Origin of the sequence: Streptomyces sp. NPDC018031 (genome assembly GCF_044327625.1) — a bacterium.
GTDB lineage: Bacteria > Actinomycetota > Actinomycetes > Streptomycetales > Streptomycetaceae > Streptomyces.
This window is the reverse complement of sequence record NZ_JBIRFT010000003.1, coordinates 413635-433987: the sequence shown is the minus strand read 5'-3', so window position 1 is coordinate 433987 and position 20353 is coordinate 413635. Positions and strand designations below refer to the sequence as shown.

General features: G+C 76.2%; 13 protein-coding genes. 6 read left to right on the top strand and 7 right to left on the bottom strand.

The genetic code is table 11. The features are described from left to right. The first annotated feature begins 149 nt into the window (after positions 1–149). On the top strand, positions 150–950 hold the full coding sequence (gene modA, locus ACH4B3_RS12070) for a molybdate ABC transporter substrate-binding protein (RefSeq protein WP_398462683.1): 801 nt from the start codon (positions 150–152) through the stop codon (positions 948–950). 121 nt (positions 951–1071) lie between these two features. Further along, the gene (locus ACH4B3_RS12065; protein ID WP_398462682.1) at positions 1072–3033 is read left to right on the top strand and encodes an ABC transporter permease; all 1962 of its coding nucleotides are present in this window, start codon (positions 1072–1074) and stop codon (positions 3031–3033) included. Positions 3034–3117: 84 nt separating this feature from the next. Here the strand turns inward: ACH4B3_RS12065 and ACH4B3_RS12060 are convergent, their stop codons facing one another. Then, the gene (locus ACH4B3_RS12060; protein WP_398462681.1) at positions 3118–3471 is read right to left on the bottom strand and encodes a chaplin; all 354 of its coding nucleotides are present in this window, start codon (positions 3469–3471) and stop codon (positions 3118–3120) included. Between the two features lie 239 nt (positions 3472–3710). Here ACH4B3_RS12060 and ACH4B3_RS12055 point away from each other — a divergent pair, with 239 nt between their 5' ends. The 4 genes from ACH4B3_RS12055 (at position 3711) to ACH4B3_RS12040 (ending at position 6606) form a co-directional block, all read left to right on the top strand. Beyond that, entirely contained in the window at positions 3711–4940 is a 1230-nt protein-coding gene (locus ACH4B3_RS12055) for a S8 family peptidase (RefSeq protein ID WP_398462680.1), read from the top strand. Between the two features lie 88 nt (positions 4941–5028). Next, complete coding sequence (trxA, locus tag ACH4B3_RS12050) at positions 5029–5442, top strand: thioredoxin (protein WP_398462679.1); 414 nt, start codon at positions 5029–5031, stop codon at positions 5440–5442. Continuing rightward, complete coding sequence (locus tag ACH4B3_RS12045) at positions 5435–6040, top strand: histidine phosphatase family protein (protein WP_398462678.1); 606 nt, start codon at positions 5435–5437, stop codon at positions 6038–6040. Before trxA ends, ACH4B3_RS12045 begins: the two co-directional genes overlap by 8 nt. 140 nt (positions 6041–6180) lie before the next feature. Further along, positions 6181–6606, top strand: a complete 426-nt coding sequence (locus ACH4B3_RS12040; protein WP_398462677.1) for an OsmC family peroxiredoxin — start codon at positions 6181–6183, stop codon at positions 6604–6606. Between the two features lie 186 nt (positions 6607–6792). Here the strand turns inward: ACH4B3_RS12040 and ACH4B3_RS12035 are convergent, their stop codons facing one another. The 6 genes from ACH4B3_RS12035 to ACH4B3_RS12010 form a co-directional block, all read right to left on the bottom strand. Beyond that, entirely contained in the window at positions 6793–8031 is a 1239-nt protein-coding gene (locus ACH4B3_RS12035; RefSeq protein ID WP_398462676.1) for a beta-ketoacyl-[acyl-carrier-protein] synthase family protein, read from the bottom strand. After that, positions 8031–8270 carry an acyl carrier protein gene (locus ACH4B3_RS12030; protein WP_398462675.1) on the bottom strand — a complete coding sequence of 80 codons (240 nt, stop codon included), beginning with the start codon at positions 8268–8270 and terminating at the stop codon, positions 8031–8033. Before ACH4B3_RS12030 ends, ACH4B3_RS12035 begins: the two co-directional genes overlap by 1 nt. A 104-nt stretch (positions 8271–8374) precedes the next feature. Continuing rightward, a complete protein-coding gene (locus ACH4B3_RS12025) occupies positions 8375–9457 on the bottom strand; it encodes a beta-ketoacyl-ACP synthase III (RefSeq protein WP_398462674.1) in 1083 nt (360 codons plus the stop codon). 11 nt (positions 9458–9468) lie between these two features. Then, positions 9469–9987, bottom strand: coding sequence for a methylmalonyl-CoA epimerase (gene mce, locus ACH4B3_RS12020; RefSeq protein WP_398462673.1), 519 nt, complete (start codon positions 9985–9987; stop codon positions 9469–9471). Positions 9988–10079: 92 nt separating this feature from the next. Then, entirely contained in the window at positions 10080–10838 is a 759-nt protein-coding gene (locus tag ACH4B3_RS12015) for a thioesterase II family protein (protein WP_398462672.1), read from the bottom strand. After that, on the bottom strand, positions 10835–20257 hold the full coding sequence (locus ACH4B3_RS12010; RefSeq protein WP_398462671.1) for an amino acid adenylation domain-containing protein: 9423 nt from the start codon (positions 20255–20257) through the stop codon (positions 10835–10837). Before ACH4B3_RS12010 ends, ACH4B3_RS12015 begins: the two co-directional genes overlap by 4 nt. Positions 20258–20353 lie beyond the last annotated feature (96 nt).

The window sequence follows — 20353 nt, the reverse complement described above, 5'->3', positions numbered from 1 at the left end:
ACGCCGGCGCGCCCCGCCGCCCCGGTGCGGCGATCTCCATCCCCGAGCGGCGCCGCCCGTCCACGGCGCCGCTCGGCCCGTCCCCGATCCCGCCGGGCAGCCCGGGCCCGCCCCGTGCCGCCGGCCACTCTCCCGAGGAGACATCTGCCATGCCCCGCACCTTCCCCGGACGACGCGCCGCGGTCGCGATACTCACCACCGCCCTGCTCATGCCGTTCGCCACGGCCTGCGGCAGCGACGACGACAAGGGCGACGGCGACGCCACCAAGGGCGGCGAATCCTCCCGCACCGAGCTGACGGTGCTCGCCGCCGCCTCGCTCACCGACGTCTTCAAGACCGCGGGCCAGGCGTACGAGGACACGCACGCCGGCACCACGGTGAAGTTCTCCTTCGCCGGATCCCAGGAACTGGCCGCCCAGGTCAGGCAGGGCATCGACGCCGACGCCCTGGTCACCGCGGACACCCGGACCATGGACGGGCTGCGGTCCGACACCGGCAGTCCGACCGTCATCGCCCGGAACCGCCTGGTGATCGCCGTCCGGGAGGGCAACCCGGAGAAGATCGACGACCTGGCGGACCTGGCCGACCGCAAGCTCAAGGTGGTGCTCGCCGCGCCCGAGGTGCCGGCCGGCCGCTACAGCGAGCAGATCCTGGACAAGCGGGACCTGGACGTCCGTCCGGTCTCCGAGGAGCCCAACGTGCGGGCCGTGCTGACCAAGGTCGCCCTGGGGGAGGCCGACGCCGGGCTGGTGTACGCCACCGACGCCGCGGCCGAACCGGGCAAGGTCGACGCGGTCACCGTCCCCGACGACCAGAACGCCATCGCCTCCTACCCGGCCGCCACGCTCGAGGAGTCCTCGCACGCGGCGGCCGCGGCGGAGTTCGTGACGTGGCTCAGCGGGCCGGAGGCCCAGCGGATCCTGCGCGACGCCGGCTTCCAGAAGCCGTGACGACCCGTGCGGTGGCCGTCCGGACAGGGGGCCGGACGGCCACCGCACGCACCCCCGCCCCGCGGCCGGGCACGGGGCACCGAGCAGCCACCGGACAGGCAACGACCAGGCAGGGGACACGATGAGACGCATCCGCACCGGCGCGCCCCGGCTGCGTGCCCCGGTCACCCTCGCGCTGCCCGCCGTGCTGGCCGTCGCCTTCCTGCTGCTGCCGCTGGTCGGCATCCTGTCCCGGACCCCCTGGGGCGACCTCGGCGCGCACCTGTCCCGGCCCGAGACGACCGAGGCGCTCCGGCTCTCGCTGGTGGTGTCCTTCTGGGCGCTGGGGCTGTCGCTGCTGCTGGGTGTGCCACTCGCCTGGCTGCTCGCCCGCGTCCCGTTCCGGGGGAAGGCCCTCGTACGCTCACTGGTGCTGCTGCCGATGGTGCTGCCGCCGACCGTGGGCGGTGTGGCGCTGCTGCTGGCGTTCGGTCGCCGGGGCCTGCTGGGCCCCTGGCTGGAGGACACCTTCGGGGTCACCCTGCCGTTCCACACCTCCGGCGCGGTGCTGGCCGCGACCTTCGTCGCCATGCCCTTCCTGGTGATCAGCCTGGAGGGCACGCTCGCCGGGCTGCGACCCAGCTACGAGGAGACCGCGTCCTCGCTGGGCGCCTCACCGGTGCGGGTCTTCTTCACCGTCACCCTGCCCATGGTCGCCCCCGGCCTGATCGCCGGTGCCGCGCTCACCTGGGCCCGCGCGCTCGGCGAGTTCGGCGCCACCATCACCTTCGCCGGAAACCTCCCCGGCACCACCCAGACGCTGCCGCTCCAGGTCTATCTGCTCCTCCAGCAGGAACCGGAGGCCGCCACCTCGGTCTCGCTGCTGCTGCTCGTCATCGCCGCCGTGGTGCTGGTCTCCCTGCGCGGCCGTTTCACGGGCACGGCCAGGGGTGCGCCCCGCCACGCGCCGGACGGCGTGCCGGACGCGGCGCCGGACGGCGGCGGGCACCCGGACCCGGCGGACCGGACCGGGCCGGACCCCGCGCCGGACCCGGACCCGGACGCCCCGCGCTGGCCGCTGCACGCCGAGGTCACCGGCGCCGACCGGCTGACCCTGGACGCCGAGCCGGGCACCACCATCGCCGTCGTCGGACCCAACGGCGCCGGCAAGACCACCTTGCTGCGGGCCCTGCTGGGACTGACCGACCGGGCGCACGCCGTGCTCCGGCTCGGCGGCACCGAGATCACCGGGCTGCCCCCGCACCGGCGCCAGGTGGCCTGGGTCCCGCAGGACGGCGCGCTGTTCCCGCACCTGAACGCCCTGGGCAACACCGCGTACGGGCTGCGCGCCCGCGGCGTGCCGCGCGCCGAGGCCCGCGCCGCCGCCCGGCAGTGGCTGGACCGGCTGGGGGTGGGCCACCTCGCCCACCGCAGGCCCGCGCAGCTCTCCGGCGGCCAGGCCCAGCGCGTCGCCCTCGCACGGGCGCTCGCCGCGCGCCCCCGGCTGCTGCTGCTCGACGAGCCGCTCGCGGCACTCGACCAGACCACCCGCGCCCGGGTGCGGCACACCCTCCGCACCCATCTGCGCGGCTTCACCGGGGTCTGCCTGATCGTGACCCACGATCCGGTCGAGGCGGTGTCGCTCGCGGACCGGGTGCTGGTGCTGGACGACGGCCGGGCGCTGCAGGACGCCTCGCCCGCCGAGGTCACCCGGCACCCGCGGTCCCCGTGGGTGGCCCGGATGCTCGGCCGCAACGCCTGGGCGGGCACCACGTCCGCGGACGGCCTGCGGCTCCCCGGCGGCGGTCGCCTGGTGGCCGCGGACCCGCTGCCCGCCGGTTCCGCGGCGCTGGGGATCATCGCCCCGGAAGCGGTGTCGCTGCACCGTGAGCGGCCCACCGGCAGTCCGCGGAACAACTGGCCGGGCCACGTCCGGGAGATCACCGCGCTCGGCAGCCGGCTCCGGGTGCTGGTGAGCCTCGGCCCCGTCCCGGACCTGGTCGCGGAGATCACCCCGGGGGCGGCGGCGGAACTCGGCCTGGCCGACGGCGCCGCGGTCTGGGTGAGCGTCAAGGCGACCGAGGTCACCCTGGTGGCCGCCTGAGGGGTGCCGGGCCGTCCGGCGGCGGTCCGGGCACGGCAGAGCGGCCGCCCCGCTTATGCGGGACGGCCGCTCAGGAGCCGTGTGTCACTTGTTGATGCAGACGTTGCCCACGGAGCCGTTCAGCGCGCCGATGACGCTGATGGTGTTGTTGCACAGGTTGATCGGGATGTCGATCGGGACCTGGATCACGTTGCCGCTGACGATGCCGGGCGAGCCCACGGCCACCGCCTTGGCGTCCGAGCCGGAGCCGCCGCCCTTGGCGTAGTGCTTCTGGCCCTTGTGGCTCTTCTGGCTCTTCTGGTGCTTGGCGTGCTTGCCCTGGGGCTTCTTCCCCTGGTGCCCGTGACCGCCGTCGTGGGCCACGGCACCGCCCGCGGCACCGAGGACGGTGATACCCGCGGTGGCGGTCAGGACTACGGCTTTCGAGAGTCGCTTCACGAGCTCTCCCCTTCGTTGGATTCAGTGGTAACTGCGGTCGCTTGGAGAACGACCGGACCCCCACACGGATGCGGGCATACCACCCGGATGGCCCTATACCGGCTCGGAGCCCCAGGGCGGGCGGCGGCCCCGGGGGCGCAGGCGGCCGAACGGCCTAACCGGCCGTGCCGCGGCCGGACGCCGTCGATAGACCGGACGTGCTGAGACCGTCTCAGCGATCCGCACGAAGGAACCCGCTCATGCGCCCTTCCTTTCCCCTGGCGGCCGTCGCCGCCCTGATAACCGCGGTCCCGCTGACCGCCGCCCCCGCCGCCGCGGCCCCGGTGCCGCTGCCGGTCCCGGACGCCGCCCGGCCCAGCCCCGCGCCCCTGGTCACGGTCCGGGGCGCCATCCCCGGGCAGTACATCGTCTCGCTCTCCTCCGGGACCAGCCCGGCCACCGTGACCACCCGCGCGGGCGTCAAACCCCTGTACACCTACAGCCGCACCCACACCGGCTTCGCCGCCAGGCTCAGCCCGGCGCAGCTGGACATGGTCCGCAACCAGCCCGGGGTGGAGGCGGTCGAGGAGGACGCCACCGTCACCGTCCCCGAGGACCTGCCGCCCGCCACGCCCCCGGCCGGCCCGGTGACCAAGGTCGCGGAGGTCCCCTGGAACCTGGCCCGCATCGACAGCCGGGAGCCCGGCGGCATCCGCTACTCGGTCAAGGCCACCGGCGCCAAGGTCCGCTCGTACATCATCGACAGCGGCATCGAACTGAACCACCCGGACTTCGCCGGCCGGGCCGTGGCCGGGACCAGCTTCGTCGAGGACGGCCGGGGCGCCCGGGACTGCGTCGGGCACGGCACCCACGTGGCCGGCACGGTCGGCGGCGCCCGGTCCGGCGTGGCCAGGAAGACCACGCTGGTGTCGGTACGGGTCTTCGACTGCGCCGGGCTGAGCAGCAACTCCGCCGTCATCGCCGCGATGGACTGGGTCGCCGACCACGCCCGCCGGCCCGCGGTCGCCAACCTGTCGCTGGGCGGCCCCCGGTCGGCCGCGGTGAACCGGGCGGTGGCGGACCTGGCCGCGTCCGGGGTGTTCCCGGTGGTCGCCGCCGGCAACTCCGGCGCCGACGCCTGCACCGTCTCACCGGCCGGCTCCCCGAGCGGGTTCACCGTCGGGGCCGTCGACCGCAAGGACCGGCTGGCCCCGTTCAGCAACTGGGGCGGCTGCGTGAAGATGAACGCCCCCGGCGTCGACATCCGCTCCGCCCACCTGGGCGGCGGCTACCGGGAACTGAGCGGCACCTCCGCCGCCGCGCCGCACGTCACCGGCGTCGCCGCGCTCTACAAGGACGCCCGCGGGGACACCTCGTTCGCCGCCCTGTCGTCCTGGCTCACCCGGAACGCGACCCCCGGCATGGACACCACCCGCGCCGGCTCCCCCACCGGCACGCCCCCGCTCCTGGTGCACACCGGCGGGCTGTGACCCGGGTTCCGGCAGGAATACCGCCCGGCCGCGGTTGGTTACCGTGGCCGGGCACCCGCCGACCCGACCGGAAGCAGGGAAGCCAGGAATGAGCACGGTAGAACTCACCAAGGACAACTTCGACGAGATCGTCTCCGGAAGCGACTTCGTCCTGATCGACTTCTGGGCCTCCTGGTGCGGTCCGTGCCGGATGTTCGCCCCGGTCTACGAGCGGGCCGCCGAGCGCCACCAGGACCTGGTCTTCGGCAAGGTCGACACCGAGGCCCAGCCCGAGCTGGCCGCCGCCTTCGACATCCGGTCCATCCCCACCCTGATGATCGTCCGGGAGAACATCGCGGTGTTCGCGCAGCCCGGCGCCCTCCCCGAACCGGCCCTGGAGGACGTCATCGGGCAGGCCCGGGCGCTCGACATGGACCAGGTGCGCGCCTCCGTCGCCGAGGCGGCGGAGCAGGCCCCGGGGTCCGCCGGGACCGGGTCCGCGGAGCCGGACGAGCGTGGGTGAGCTGCTCGTCGTCCGGCACGGCGAGACCGAGTGGAGCCGGGACGGCCGGCACACCAGCTGGACGGACAAACCGCTCACCGCGCACGGCGAGGAGCAGGCCCGCGCGCTGCGCCCGCTGCTGGCCCACCGCCGGCTCGTCCGCATCCTGGTCAGCCCGCTGGCCCGGGCCCGGCAGACCGCCCGACTGGCCGGCCTGGCCGACGACCGCACCGAGGTCGAACCCGGGCTGCGGGAATGGGAGTACGGCGGGTACGAGGGCGTCACCACCGCCGAGATCCACCGCACCCGGCCCGGCTGGCGGCTGTGGACCGACGGCGTAGCCCCCGGCCCGGCGGACCACCCGGGGGAAACACCCGAACAGGTCGGTGCGCGCGCCGACCGGGTGCTGGCCGGCATCGAGCCGCTGCTGCGCCCGGACGCCACCGGCGGTGACGTGGTGCTGGTGGCGCACTCGCACCTGCTGCGGGTGCTGACCGCCCGCCGGCTCGGGCTGCCGCCCGCCGCCGGGGCGCTGTTCCGGCTGGAGACCGGCACACTCGGTCGACTGGGAAACGAGCACGGACGCCCGGTGATGCTCGCCTGGAACGTAGGCTCGTAACCGATCACCGGGCGGGGCGCGGCCGGTACCGGTCCACCGCCCCGCCCGGGCGACCGGACCGGCGGCGCCGCACGCGCAGGTGTGCGAACGCCCCGTCATCATCCACAGGTTGACCATTGGTCACACAGGAGGCAACGAGCATGGCAACGACCCGCACCGCGCACACCGTCTGGACCGGCAGCCTGACCGAGGGGGAGGGCACCGTCACCTTCGACTCCTCCGGCATCGGCGAGCAGCCGGTCTCCTGGCCGTCGCGGGCCGAGCAGGCGAACGGCAAGACCAGCCCGGAGGAGCTGATCGCCGCGGCCCACTCCAGCTGCTTCTCCATGGCGCTGTCGCACGCCCTCACCCAGGCCGGCACGGCGCCGACCCAGCTGCGCACCCAGGCCGAGGTCACCTTCCAGCCGGGTACCGGCATCACCGGCATCCACCTCACCGTGGAGGGGCAGGTCGAGGGGCTGGACGAGGCCGCCTTCACCGCCGCGGCCGAGGACGCCAAGAAGAACTGCCCGGTGAGCCAGGCGCTGACCGGCACCGAGATCACCCTCAGCGCGAAGCTCGCCTGACGGTGAGCGGGCGGGTGGGTTCCCGCCGCCCCGAGGCGGCGGGAACCCACCCGGTCCACCCGGTCCACCCGGTCCACCCGGTCCACCCGGTCCACCCGGTCCACCCGGTCCACCCGGTCCACCCGGTCCACCCGGTCCACCCGGTCCGGCCGCCCCAGGGGGCCACCGGGCCGGCGGCACGGGGTCTCAGGGGCCGGTCAGCACCAGCACCGCGTTCTGGCCGCCGAAGCCGAACGAGTTGCTGACCGCCACCTCCACCGGCGCGGAGCGCTCCGCCTTGGCGACCACGTCCAGTTCGATCCGCGGATCGAGGCTGTCCAGGTTGGCGGTGGGCGGGATGACGCCCTGTTCCACCGTCAGCGCGGTCACCGCCGCCTCGATCGCCCCGGCCGCCCCCAGCGCGTGGCCGGTCACCCCCTTCACCGAGGTCACCGCGGGGCGGTCGCCCAGCACCCGGCGGATCAGCCGGGCCTCCGCCAGGTCGTTGAGCGGGGTGGAGGTGCCGTGCGCGTTGACGTGGTCCACCGCGTCGGTGCCCAGCCCGGCGTCCCGCAGCGCCGCCCGGAGCGCCAGCTCGGCGCCCAGCCCCTCGGGGTCGGGGGCGGTCGCGTTGTAGGCGTCGGCGGACGCCCCGTACCCGCTGACCCGGGCGCGGATCCGCGCCCCGCGGGCCCGCGCGGTCTCCGGGCGCTCCAGCACCAGCACGGCCGCCCCCTCCGCCGGGACGAAGCCGTCCCGGTCCGCGTCGAACGGCCGGGACGCCGCGGCCGGTTCGGCACGGCGGTTCGACAGGGCGCCCATCTGCTGGAAGCCGGTGATGATCGACGGGGTGAGGCAGGACTCGGTCCCCCCGGTGATCACCACGTCGCAGGCGCCGCTGCGCAGCAGCTCCCGGGCCGCGCCCACCGCCGTGGTGCCCGAGGCGCAGGCGGTGGCGGTGACGAAGTTGGGGCCCCGCGCTCCGTACTCCATGGCGATGTGGCCGGCGGACATGTTGACGATCAGCATCGGGATGAGCATGGCCGAGACCTTCTCCGGCCCCCGCTCCCGCAGCACCTCGTAGTTCTTCTCCCAGGTGGCGGTGCCCCCGACGCCGTTGCCGAGCACCACGCCCACCCGGGCGCCGTCCCAGGAGGACGGGTCCAGCCCGGCGTCGGCCAGCGCCTCGGCGGCGGCCGCCAGGGCCAGCTGGCTGCTGCGGTCCAGCCGCCAGATCTTGCGTCTGCCCAGCGTGGCGGCGGCGTCGAAGTCCGGTATCCAGCACCCCACGTCGGCGGGGATGCCCGCCAGCGCCGGCACCCGCCCGGCGGCGGTGCCCTCGGCGGCCCGGATGCGCCGCCAGGCCGCGTCGGTGCCCACCCCGGCCGAGGTGACCATGCCGATGCCGGTGACCGCCGCGCCGAAGGGTGCCGCGGCCGGCGCCATCAGAGAGCCACCGTCTTGGAGTCCAGCACCTCGGCCGTCTTGGCCAGGGTGTTCGACGCCTGCAGGTCGTCGTCGGCGAGCTGGATGCCGAACTCGTCCTGGGCGGTGAGGGTCAGCTCCACCAGGGCGAGTGAGTCCAGGTCCAGCTCCTCGAAGGTGGTCTCCGGCGTGACCTCGCCGGGCTCGATGCCGAAGCCGTCGCCCAGCAGGGTCACCAGACGGTCGTAGGTGCTGCTCATCGTGTACTCCTCGGAGATGTCGGTGTGGTGCGGTGCGGATCGGTGCCGCCCCGGGGCGGGGCGCGCGTTCGCCGGAGGGTTGGGGCCGGCGTGCCCGGCCGGGGTCATACCGGGGTCAGCTCCGGCCAGTGGAGGGCGCAGGCGCCCCAGGTGAGGCCGCCGCCGAAGGCGGTGAGCACGGTGCGGTGGCCGGCGGCCAGCCGCCCGCCGGCCACCGCGTGCGCCAGCGCCAGCGGAATGGAGGCGGCCGCGGTGTTCCCCACCTGGTCCAGGTGCACCGCGCACCGGTCGCGGGGCAGTCGCATCCGGTCCGCGACCGCGTGCAGGATCCGCAGGTTCGCCTGGTGGGCCACGAGCCGGTCGATGTCCCCGGCCGCCCAGCCGGCCCGCTCGGCCGCCGCCAGCGAGGTGTCGGCCATCCGTTCCACGGCCCGCCGGAACACCGTCCGCCCGTCCATCCGGAAGTACGGGTCGGCGGCACCGTCCGCCGCCTCCCGCAGCGGCTCCCGGGAGCCGCCGGACCGGATGGCGACCAGGTCGGCGCCGGTGCCGTCGCTGCCCAGCAGCGGCGGGCCCAGCGCACCGGGCTCCGCCGGGTCCCCGGCCCGCAGCACCACCGCCCCGGCCCCGTCGCCGAAGATCACCCGGGTCGAGCGGTCCCGCGGATCGAGGATGCCGGAGTACTTGTCGGCGCCGATCACCAGCACCCTGCGGGCCGTGCCCAGCGCGATGAGTCCGCTCCCGGCTGCCAGCGCGTACAGGAAGCCGGTGCACACCGCGCCCACGTCGAAGGCCGGCACGGTGCCCAGCCCGAGCTGCGCGGCGACCAGCGGGGCGGTGGCCGGGCAGGGCCGGTCCGGGGTGGTGGTGGCCAGCACCACGGCGTCCACCCGCTCCGTGCCGGCGGACTTCAGGGCCCGGCGGCCCGCCTCGACCGCGAGGTCGGAGGTGGCGGTGGCGGCGTCGGCGACATGGCGGTGGCCGATGCCGGTCCGGCTGCGGATCCACTCGTCGGAGGTGTCCAGTTCCCGGGACAGCTCGTCGTTGCCGACCCGGCGCGGCGGCAGCCAGGAACCGAGTCCGCACAGCACGGGCGCGGTGCCGCCCGGGGCCGCGGCGCCCGGCCACGGGGCGTCCGCCGCCGCGCGGGGGGCACCCGGCGACGCGGGGGTGCGGGCCGGTGGCATCCGGGACTCCCTCACCGCTCGGCGGCCGGGGCCGGCTCGACCAGCTCCACCAGCACGCCGCCGGCGTCCGCGGGGAAGACGAAGTTGACCCGGGAGCCCGCGGTGCCGCGCTTGGCGGTGTTGTAGAGCAGCCGGACGCCCCGGGAGCGCAGTTCGGCGCTGGCCGCGTCCAGATCCTCGACGGTGTACGCCAGCTGCTGCACCCCGGGCCCGTTCCGGTCCAGGAACCGCGCGATCATCGAGCTGGAGTCCAGCGGCGCGAGCAGCTGGAGGTGCCCGCCCGCCGGGTCCGGGCCGACCGCCATCATCGCCTCCCGCACCCCCTGCTCCCGGTTCTCCTCGATGTGTACGCACGCCATGCCGAAGGTGCGCTGGTAGAAGCCGATCGCCTCGTCCAGGTCGGCCACCGCCATCCCGACGTGGTCGATCCGGGTCAGCCCGATCCCGGACACCAGCGCGCCGGTGACGTCCGGTCCGGGGTCGGAGCCGGCCGGCCCGGCCGGCTGGGCGGGGGTTGGCTGGGTGTTCATGGACATCACTCCTGACTGGCCCGGGCCGTCGTGTCCGGGTGGGGTACGGGTGGGGTGCGCGGCGGGCGTCCCGCGGGGCGGCGCCGGGGTGTTCATCGGACCGGCCGGAGCAGGCCCAGGCCGTGTTCGACGGCCCGCATCAGGTCCGCCGTGGCGGTGTCGAGGAAGAAGTGGTCACCGGGGAAGAGCCGGACCGGCACCGGCCGGTCGGAGTGCTCGCGCCAGCCGCTGAGCACCTCCGGCGGCGCCACCCGGTCCGACTCGCCGCCGAACACGGTGACCGGCAGCGGGAGCGGGGGCCGCCGCCGGTACCGGTAGCCGGCCAGCACGCTGTGGTCCGCGCGCAGCACGGGCAGCGCCAGAGCCATGATCTCCTCGTTCTCCAGCAGTTCCGGCGGGGTGCCGCCGATGGCCGCCAGCTCGGTCTTCAGCTCCTCCGCCGTGGGCACCGGCCGGTCCGGGCGGCCCCGGGACCACTGCGGTGCGGCGACCGCGGAGAGGAAGAGGTGTTCGGGCAGGGGCGCCCCGCGGTCCCGCAGTTCGGCGGCCACCTCGTAGGCGACCAGGCCGCCGAGGCTGTGGCCGAACAGGGCGTAGGGGCGGTCGAGCAGCTCCCGGAGGGAGTCGGCGAGGGACGCCACCAGGGCCGCCATCGAGGTGCACGGGGCCTCGCCGCGCCGGCGGCCCCGGCCCGGGAGTTCCACCGGGCACACCCGGAGCCCGGCCGGGGCGGCCCGCCGCAACTCCCGGTACCCGGCGGCGTTCCCGCCCGCGTACGGGAAGCAGAACAGCCGCAGGCCGTCCGCCGGACCCGGCGCCTCCCCGAGGAGCGCGGCGACCCCGGCCGTCACGCCCCCTCCCCGGTCCGGTCGCCGCCGGCCGTGCCGGGCGCGTCCGGCGCCCCCCGGACCCGGCGCCGCAATGCGTCGGTGCCGGCCCCGGGGTCGGCGACCACCAGCTCGATCAGCCGGTGCCACCGGCGCATCATCACCGCCACCACCCGGGCGTCGACCCGGTCCAGCGCGTACAGCCACATGCCGCGCAGCCCGCCGTCGTCCTCCTCGCGCATGATGAGCGCCAGGTCGACCGCGGACGCCTCCATGTTCACCACGACCTCGGCGAACACGTAGTCGTCGCCCAGGTCCAGATCGAGCGGGGCGGCGGCGACCTGCGGCAGCTCCAGGTCCGGCACCGAGGCGTTGAGCAGGTTGAAGGAGACCGCGAACGGGTCGCGGCCCTCGCCCCTGGCCCAGTCGTAGGACCACAGCGGCACGCCCTGGTGGGCGTAGGCGCCCAGGGTCTCCCGGCGCACCCGACGGACCAGCTCCCGGAATCCGGGGTCGCCGGAGAGGTCGGTCCGGACCACCGCGTGCTGCACGAAGAAGCCGATCAGCTCGGCGGTCTCCGGGCGGTCCCGGCCGGCCAGCGGGAACGACACCGGGATGTCGTCGGAGCCGGAGTACGCGGACAGCAGCACGTCGAACGCGGCCATCAGCACCATGAACAGGGTGGCGTCCTCGGCACGCGCGATCTCCCGCAGCGCCGCGGCGGTGGCGGGGTCCAGCCGGAAGCCCCGGGTCGCCCCGGTGGCCGCCTCCGCCGCCGGGTGCGCCGGGGCGTCGAAGGCCAGCGTGGCGGGCAGCTCCGCCAGCCGTTCCCGCCAGTACCCGACGGGCCCGTCCAGCGCCCCGTCGGCCAGCTGCCGTTGCTGCCAGGCGGCGAAGTCCGGGTACTGGACGGCCGGTTCCGGCAGTCCGGGGGCGCGGCCCAGCAACTGCGCCGTGTAGAACTCGCGCAGCTCCCGGAAGAGCACCCCGTAGGACCAGTTGTCGGTGACCAGATGGTGCATCAGCAGGGCCAGCACCCAGCTGTCGTCGGCGGTCCGGACCAGCGCGCCGCGGACCAGCGGTTCGTCGCCGACCCGGAAGGAGTGGCGCTCCAGCTCCTTCAGCACCGCGCGCAGCCGCGCCGTGCGGATGTCCGCCTCCTCGTCCCGCAGGTCCACCGCGGCCAGCGGCCAGCCGCCGCCGGGCAGGACCTGCTGCACCCACCCCGACGGCCGCCGGACCAGCCGGGTGCGGAGTGCCTCGTGCCGGCCGACGATGCGGTCCAGGCTCCGGCGCAGCGCCGGTTCGTCCAGGTCGCCGGTGAGCACCAGCGCGGTGAGGACGTTGTGGTACGGGTCGGCGGAGTCCACCGGGTGGTGGAGCAGCAGGTCCTCCTGGGCGAAGGACAGCACCACCCCCGGGCCGCGCTCCACCACCGGGATCGGCTCGGCGGCCGGCCCGCCGGCGCTCCGCAGCCCGCTGATCCGGGCGGCCAGCAGGGCGGGCGTCGGATGGTCGAACAGGTCCCGCACCGGCATCCGCACCCCGTGGGCGGCGGTGATCCGCGCGGCGAGCCGGGTGGCGAGGAGGGAGTGCCCGCCGAGCGCGAAGAAGCTGTCGTGGGCGCCGATCCGCTCCTCGGCCACCCCCAGCAGCTCGCTCCACAGCCCGGCCAGCGACCGCTCCAGCCCGTCCCGCGGGGCCACGTAGGCGGCGCCCGAGCCGTCCCGGGACGGGTCGGGGGCGGGCAGCGCGGCCCGGTCCACCTTGCCGTTGGGGGTGAGCGGCAGCTCGTCCAGCGGGACGAACACCGACGGCACCAGATGGGCCGGCAGCCGCGCGGCCGCGTGCGACCGCACGCCGGCCACCCCGGCCGCGTCGTCCGTCCCGGCCGCCTCGTTCGCCGCCGAAGCGTCCCCGGCCGCGGCGGTCGCGAGCACCAGGTAGCACACCAGGCGCAGGTCTCCGGGCCGGTCCTCGCGGGCCACCACCGCCGCCTGGGCCACCGCCGGGTGCGCCAGCACCACCGCCTCGGTCTCCGCCGGCTCGATCCGGAAACCGCGGATCTTCACCTGGTCGTCCACCCGGCCGAGGAACTCCAGCTGCCCGTCGGGGCGCCGGCGCACCAGGTCGCCGGTGCGGTACATCCGGGCGCCCGGCGCCCCGTGGGGGTCGGGCAGGAACCGCTGGGCGGTCAGCGCCGGGCGGCGCAGATAGCCGGCGGCGAGCCCCGCGCCCGCCACGTACAGCTCGCCGGGGACGCCGACCGGGACCGGCCGCAGCCGCGCGTCGAGCACATACGCCCGGGTGCCGGTGATCGGCCGGCCGATGGCGGGGGCGGCGCCGCCGGAGAGCGGTTCGCTCATGGTGGCGCAGACCGTGGTCTCGGTCGGCCCGTAGGCGTTGATCATGCGGCGGCCCGGGGACCAGGCGGCGACCAGTCCGGCCGGGCACGCCTCGCCCGCGGTGACCAGGGTCAGCGGGGCGGGCAGCGCGCCCGGGTCCATCACGGCCAGCGCGGCGGGCGGCAGCGTCACATGGGTCACCCCGAACGCGGCGCAGGTCCCGGCCAGCGGATCGCCGGGCAGCAGCCGGTCCTTGGGGGCGATCACCAGCGCCGCCCCGGACAGCAGCGCCACGCACATCTCGGCGACCGACGCGTCGAAGCCGGGCGAGGCGAACTGCAGCATCCGGTCGCCCGGGCCCACCGCGAACCGCTCGGACTGCGCGGCGACCAGCGCCGGGATGCCGGCGTGGGTGACCACCACGCCCTTGGGCGTGCCGGTGGAGCCGGAGGTGTAGATGACGTACGCCGGGTCCGCCGGGGAGAGCGGGCGGGCCGGGGCGCCGGCCGGCGCGGGCCCGTCGCCGCCGTCGTCGCCGCCGGGCGGCCCCGCCGGGTCGTCCGGGTCCAGCCGCGGCACCCCGGCCGGCGTCCCGGCCAGGCCCCCGCGGTCCGGGTGCCGGCTGATCAGCAGGGCGGGGGCGGCGTCGCGCAGCAGATACGCCACCCGCTCGGCCGGGTAGTCCGGGTCCACCGGCAGATACGCCGCACCCGCCCTGGTGACGGCCAGCAGCGACACCACCAGCCGGACCGAGCGGGGCAGCGCGACCGCCACCAGCGTGCCCGGTCCCGCGCCGTGCCGGGCCAGCAGCCGGGCCAGCCGGTCGGCCTCCGCGTCCAGTTCGGCGTAGCTGAGCCGGCCGCCCTCGAAGACCAGCGCGGGCGCGTCCGGGGTACGGGCCACCTGCTCCCGGAACAGCTCCGGCAGGGTGGCCCCGGCCCGGGGCGCGGAGCCGGTGTCGTTCCACTCGGTCAGCAGCCGGTGGCGTTCGGCCGGGGTGAGCAGTCCGACGTCGGCCGGCCGGCGGTCCGGCGCGGCGACCGCGGCGCGCAGCAGCCGCTCCAGCCGGTCCAGCAGGGTGCGGACGGTGGCCGGGTCGAAGACGTCGGTGTTGAACTCGGCCGTGCCGTCGACGCCGGCCGGGGCGCCGCCGGTGGGGCGTTCGGTGAAGGACAGGGTGAGGTCCAGCCGCGTGGTGCCGGTTCCGGCGCGCAGCGTCCGGACCGTCAGGCCGGGCAGCACCGGGCTGGCCTCCGGGGTGTTCTGCCAGGCCAGCAGCGTCTGGAAGAGCGGATGGTGGGCCGGTGAGCGGCTGGGGGCGAGCGCGTCCACCAGGTGCTCGAACGGCACGTCCTGGTGGGCGTAGGCGTCCAGGCTGCGCTCCCGCACCCGGCCGACCAGCTCCCGGAAGGTGGGATCGGCGGAGGTGTCGACCCGGAGCACCAGGGTGTTGACGAAGAAGCCGATCAGATCCTCGGTGGCCTGGTCGGTCCGCCCGGCGACGGTGGCGCCGAGCGGGATGTCGGAGCCCGCGCCGAGCCGGCTGAACAGCGCGCCCACGGCCGCCTGCACCACCATGAACGCGCTGGCGTCGCAGTCCCGGGCGAGCCGGGCCACACCCCGGTGCAACTCCGCGTCCCAGCAGAACTCCAGCGTCCCGCCCCGGTGCGAGGTGCGCGCCGGGTACGGGCGGTCGACCGGCAGCGCGACGCGCTCGGGCAGCCCGGCCAGCGCCGACCGCCAGTGGTCCAGCTGGCGGGCGAGCAGGCTGCCCGGGTCCTCCGGGTCGCCCAGCAGCTCGCGCTGCCACAGCGTGTAGTCCGCGTACTGCACCGGCAGCGCGGCCCAGTGCGGCGCCCGGCCCGCCCGGCGCGCGGCGTAGGCGGTGGCCATGTCGCGGGCGAGCGGCGCCAGGGACCAGCCGTCGGCGGCGATGTGGTGCACCACCAGGACCAGCGCGTGCTCCTCGGGGCCGAGGACGAACAGCCGGGCGTGCAGCGGGATGTCGGTCCGCAGGTCGAAGGTGTGCCGGACGGCCTCGGCCACCGCCGCGTCCAGCTCTGCCTCGGTGACCGGGGTGACCACCGGTTCCGGCCGGGCCCGCGCGGGGTCGAGGACGTGCTGGCGCGGGACCCCGCCCTCGTCGGGGAAGACGGTGCGCAGCGCCTCGTGGCGGGTGACCAGGTCGGCCAGCGCCGCGCCCAGCGCGGGTACGTCCAGCGGCCCGGACAGCCGCAGCGCGACCGGGATGTTGTAGGTGGCCGACGGGCCTTCCAGCTGGTGCAGGAACCACAGGCGGCGCTGGGCGAAGGACAGCGGCAGCTCCGCCGGCCGGGCGGCCGGCCGCAGGGCGGGCCGGGCCGACGCCCCCTGTTCCAGCCGCCGGGCCAGTCCCGCCACCGTCGGGGTCTGGAACAGCGCCCGGACCTGCAGTTCGACCCCGAACGCGGAGCGGATCCGGGAGATCAGCCGGGTGGCCAGCAGCGAATGCCCGCCCAGCTCGAAGAACTCGTCGTGGATCCCGACCTCGGGCACGCCCAGCACCTCGGCGAAGGCCGCGCACAGCTTCCGCTCGGTCTCGTCGCGGGGCGCGACCCGGGCGGCGCGGCGCTCGGTGCCGCCGCGGTCCGGGGACGGCAGCGCCCTGCGGTCGAGCTTGCCGTTCGGGGTGAGCGGCAGGGCGTCCAGGAACACGAACGCCGAAGGGATCATGTAGTCCGGCAGCCGCTCGCCCAGCGCGGCCCGCAGCCGGGGGGTGAGCCGGGCGGCCCGGCGCCGCTCGGCGCCGTTGACGAACCGGTCCCAGCGCGGGTCCCGGTCCGGGGCGGCCGGTGCCGGCCCGTCCGGGGCGGCGGCCGGTGCCTGGAGCCGGCCGTCGGCGTCCGGACGGCGCAGCACCACGTCGAAGGAGCCGTCCGGTCCGTGTCCGGACCAGTCGATCTCCATCCGGTAGCCGGTCTCCTCGGCCAGCGCCCACAGGTCCTCGGGGTCGACCGCGCCGTCCGGGCCGGCCGCCTCGGCGGCGTCGAGCGCGGCGCGCAGCTCGGCCACGGTGGTGTCGCCGTCGCCCTCCGCGAGCCGCCGCAGGAGGCGGCCGGACCGGGTCAGCCGGGCGTTGGGCACCTGGCGCAGCGTCAGCGCCTCCGGCCGGGGCCCGGTGAGCAGCCGCCGCAGCTCCGGCAGCGCGGGCCGGTCGCCCGGCTCCGGCGGCCCGGGCCGCGGGTTGGGGGAGCGGACCGGGTCGGGTGTTCCGCCGACGGTCAGCACCACGTCGTACCGGAAGCGGGTCATCTCGTTGCCCCACCGGCCGCGCCGGGGCGTCATGCGCACTCCGGTGACGCCGGGCACGCGGGACGCGAGATGGGTGAAGAAGGCCGGGTCGACGACGAGTTCCCAGTCGTCGGCCACCCCTCGCCGGATCCGCTCGCGCAGCCGGTCGGCGGTGAGGTCGCCGGGGGCGCGGAACAGTTCCACCGAGGCGTGGAAGGACTCCAGCAGCGGCAGGCTGCGCACGTCGCCGACGATCAGCGAGCCGCCCGGCGCGACCCGGGCGAGCGCCCCCTCCAGCACGTCCAGCAGGTACCGCTCGTCCGGGAAGTACTGCACCACCGAGTTGAGCACCACGGCGTCGAAGAGCCGGTCGGGCAGGTCCGTCAGCCGGTGGGCCGGGCACTCGAAGAGTTCGACCCGGCCCAGGGAGCGCTCCGGCGCGGCGGTGTCGCGCCGCAGCCGGCCCAGCGCCACCGCGGAGATGTCGGTGCCCCAGTAGCGTTCGCAGTGCGGCGCGGCGCGGTACAGCAGCATGCCGGTGCCGCAGCCGATGTCCAGTACCGACCGCGGGGCCAGGTCCAGCACCAGCCCGGCGGTGGCCTCCGCCCACTCGCGCATCTCCTCGGCGGGGATGGGCTCGCCGGTGTAGCTGCTGCCCCAGCCGCGGATGTCGAAGGCCGGGTCGACGGCCTCGGCGTCGGTGCCGTACGCCGAGTCCCAGATGCCGCGCCAGCCGTCCACCTGCTCGGGCAGGCCGGGGTCCGTCCCGCCCGCGCGGACAGCGTCTGCGGGGTCTGCCGGGTCCGCCTGACCCGCCGGGGCCGCGGCCGGCTGCTCCGCGCCCCCCGGGCCGGCGGGTGCCGGGTCCGCCGGGCCGTCGGCAACCGGCGCCGGGTCGGCCGCCGGGTGACCGGCGGGGTCGTCACCGGCCACCACGTAGGCGACCAGCCGCTGGTCGCCGGGGACGTCCTCGCGGACCGTCACCACCGCGTGCTCCACGGCCGGCTGCCGCTCCAGCACCGACTCGATCTCGCCCAGTTCGATCCGGTAGCCGCGCAGCTTCACCTGGTGGTCCAGCCGGCCCAGGAACTCCAGGGCGCCGTCCGCCCGGCGGCGCACCAGGTCCCCGGTGCGGTACAGCCTCGCCCCCGGCCCGCCGCCGTACTCCGGGGCCCCGCCGGGGGACGGGTCGGGCACGAACCGCTCCGCCGTCAGCTCCGGGCGCCCCAGGTAGCCCCGGGCCAGCCCGGCACCGCCGACGCACAGTTCGCCGGGCACCCCCGGCGGGACCGGCCGGCCCGCGCCGTCCAGCACCCGGAACCGGGTGTTGGCGATCGGCTCGCCGAGGGTCACCGGGCCCGCCCCGACCAGGGCGACCGAGGACCAGATGGTGGTCTCGGTGGGCCCGTACATGTTCCACAGCGGGACGCCGGTGGCCAGCAGCCGCTGCGCCAGCTCGGCCGGCAGCGCCTCGCCGCCGGCCAGCGCCCGGAAGCCCGGCGCGCCCCGCCAGCCCGCGTCCAGCAGCATCCGCCAGGTGGCCGGGGTGGCCTGCATGACGGTGGCCCCGGACGACGCCAGCGCGGCTGCCAGCCGCTCGCCGTCGGTGGCGGTCTCCCGGTCGGCCAGTACCACCCGGGCGCCGGTGACCAGCGGCAGCAGCAGCTCCAGCAGCGCGATGTCGAACGCCAGGGTGGTGACCGCGAGGAGGGTGTCGTCCGAGCTGAGGCCGGGCCGTTCCTCCATCGCCTTCAGGAAGTTGCCCAGCGCCCCGTGCGGCACCTGCACCCCCTTGGGGCGCCCGGTGGACCCCGAGGTGTAGATCACGTACGCCAGGTCGTCGGGGCCGGCCGCGCCGGCCGGGGCACCGGCGGGCAGCCCGCCGCCTTCCCCGGCTTCCGCGCCGCCGTCCGTGCGGACCACCGGGCCGTCGCCCGCGCCGTCGCCCGCGCCGCCGTCCGGTCCGTCGCCGGGTCCGTCGCCGGGTTCGTCCAGGCAGAGCACCCGCGCCCGCACCGGCCCCAGGCGGTCCCGTACCGAGCGCTGGGTGAGCAGCACCGACAGTCCCGAGTCCCGCAGGGTCCAGGCCAGCCGGTCGGCCGGGAACCCCGGGTCCATCGGCACGAACGCGCCCTGGGCCTTCAGCACCGCCAGCAGCGCCACCACCATCTCCGGGGTGCGCTCCAGACAGAGGCCGACCAGCACCTCCCGCCCCACGCCCGCCCGGGTGAGCCGGCCCGCCAGCAGGTCCGAGCGCCGGTCCAGCTCGCGGTAGGTCAGCGTCCGCCCGCCGGCGCGCAGCGCCTCCGCGTCCGGGGTCCGCGCGGCCTGCTCCGCGAACCGCCGGTGCGCGAGCAACTCGCCGGACCACACGCGGGCGGTCGCGTCCCCGGCCGCCCGCAACTCGCGCTCCTCCGCCGGGCCGAGCATCGGCGCCGAACCGACGGGCCGGTCGGGGTCGGCCAGCAGCCCGCGCACCAGGACCCCCAGGTGCCGCGCCATCCGCTCCACGGTCGAGGCGTCGAACAGGTCGGTGTTGAACTCGAACCAGCCGCTGAGCCCCTCCGGCCGGTCGAAGACCTGGAGTTCCAGGTCGTACCGGGCGGTGCCGGACTCGACGGTCATCGGCTCCAGCCGCAGCCCCACCCCCTCGAAGGTGGGCAGCGCGATGTTCTGGAACAGGAAGGACACCTGGAACACCGGCGACCGGGACAGGTCGCGCCGCGGCTGGAGCTCCTCCACCAACTGGTCGAAGGGCACCTCGGGGTGGGCGAAGCCGCCCAGGCACACCCGGCGGACCCGGCGCAGCAGCTCCCGGAACGACGGGTCGCCGGACAGATCGGTGCGCAGCGGCAGCACGTTGGTGAACAGCCCGATCAGCCCCTCGATCTCGGGCCGGCCGCGGTTGGCCACCGGCACGCCGACGACGATGTCGTCCTGCCGGCTGTACCGGTGGAGCAGCACCTGGAAGGCCGCCAGCACCGTCATGAACGGGGTGGCGCCCTCCGCCCGGCTCAGCTCGCGCACCTCGTCCATCACCGGGGCGGGCAGCGCGAACGGGCGGGAGGCGCCCCGGGTGGTCTGCACCGGCGGCCGGGGGCGGTCGGTGGGCAGGTCCAGGGCCGGCGCGGCGCCGCGCAGCGCCTCCTTCCAGTACGCCAGCTCCGGTGCCAGCGCGTCGCTCGCCAGCCGCTTGCGCTGCCAGTCGGCGTAGTCCGCGTACTGGACCGGCAGCGCGGGCAGCGCCGCCTCCCGCCCGGCGCCGAACGCGCCGTACAGCTCGATGAGTTCGGAGAAGGCCACCGAGGTGGACCACAGGTCGCCGACGATGTGGTGCATGGTGAGCAGCAGCACGTGCTCGTCCGGGGCGAGCCGCAGCACCTTCACCCGCAGCAGCGGGCCGGTGCCCAGGTCGAAGGGGCGCGCGAACTCCTCGCGGGCCAGCCGGTGGACGGCCGCCTCGCCCTCCGGCCCGCGCAGCCCCTCGCACTCCACCACCGTGAACTCCGGTTCGAGGGAGTCCGCGACGACCTGCACCGGCGCGCCGTCCACCTCCTCGAAGGTGGTGCGCAGGGACTCGTGGCGCCGGGTGATCTCGACCAGGCCGCGCCGCCACGCGTCCAGGTCCAGGGTGCCGTGCATCCGCATGGCGCCGGGGAGGTTGTAGGTGGCGTTCCCCGGCATCAGCTGCTCCAGGAACCACATCCGGGCCTGGGCGAACGAGGCGGGGAAGCGGCGGGGCCGCGGGGGCTTCTGCCGGCGGCGGTGCTCCGCGAGCAGCGCGCGCTTCTCGGCGGCCGAGAGGCCGGCCAGGTCTACCTTGCTCACGGGCGCTTCTTCCTCGGGTCGGTCGGTGCGGCGGCAGCCGTCGCCGCGGTGTGCGGGACGGCCGGGGCGGCGGTGCGGGCCGGCACCCGGCCCGCC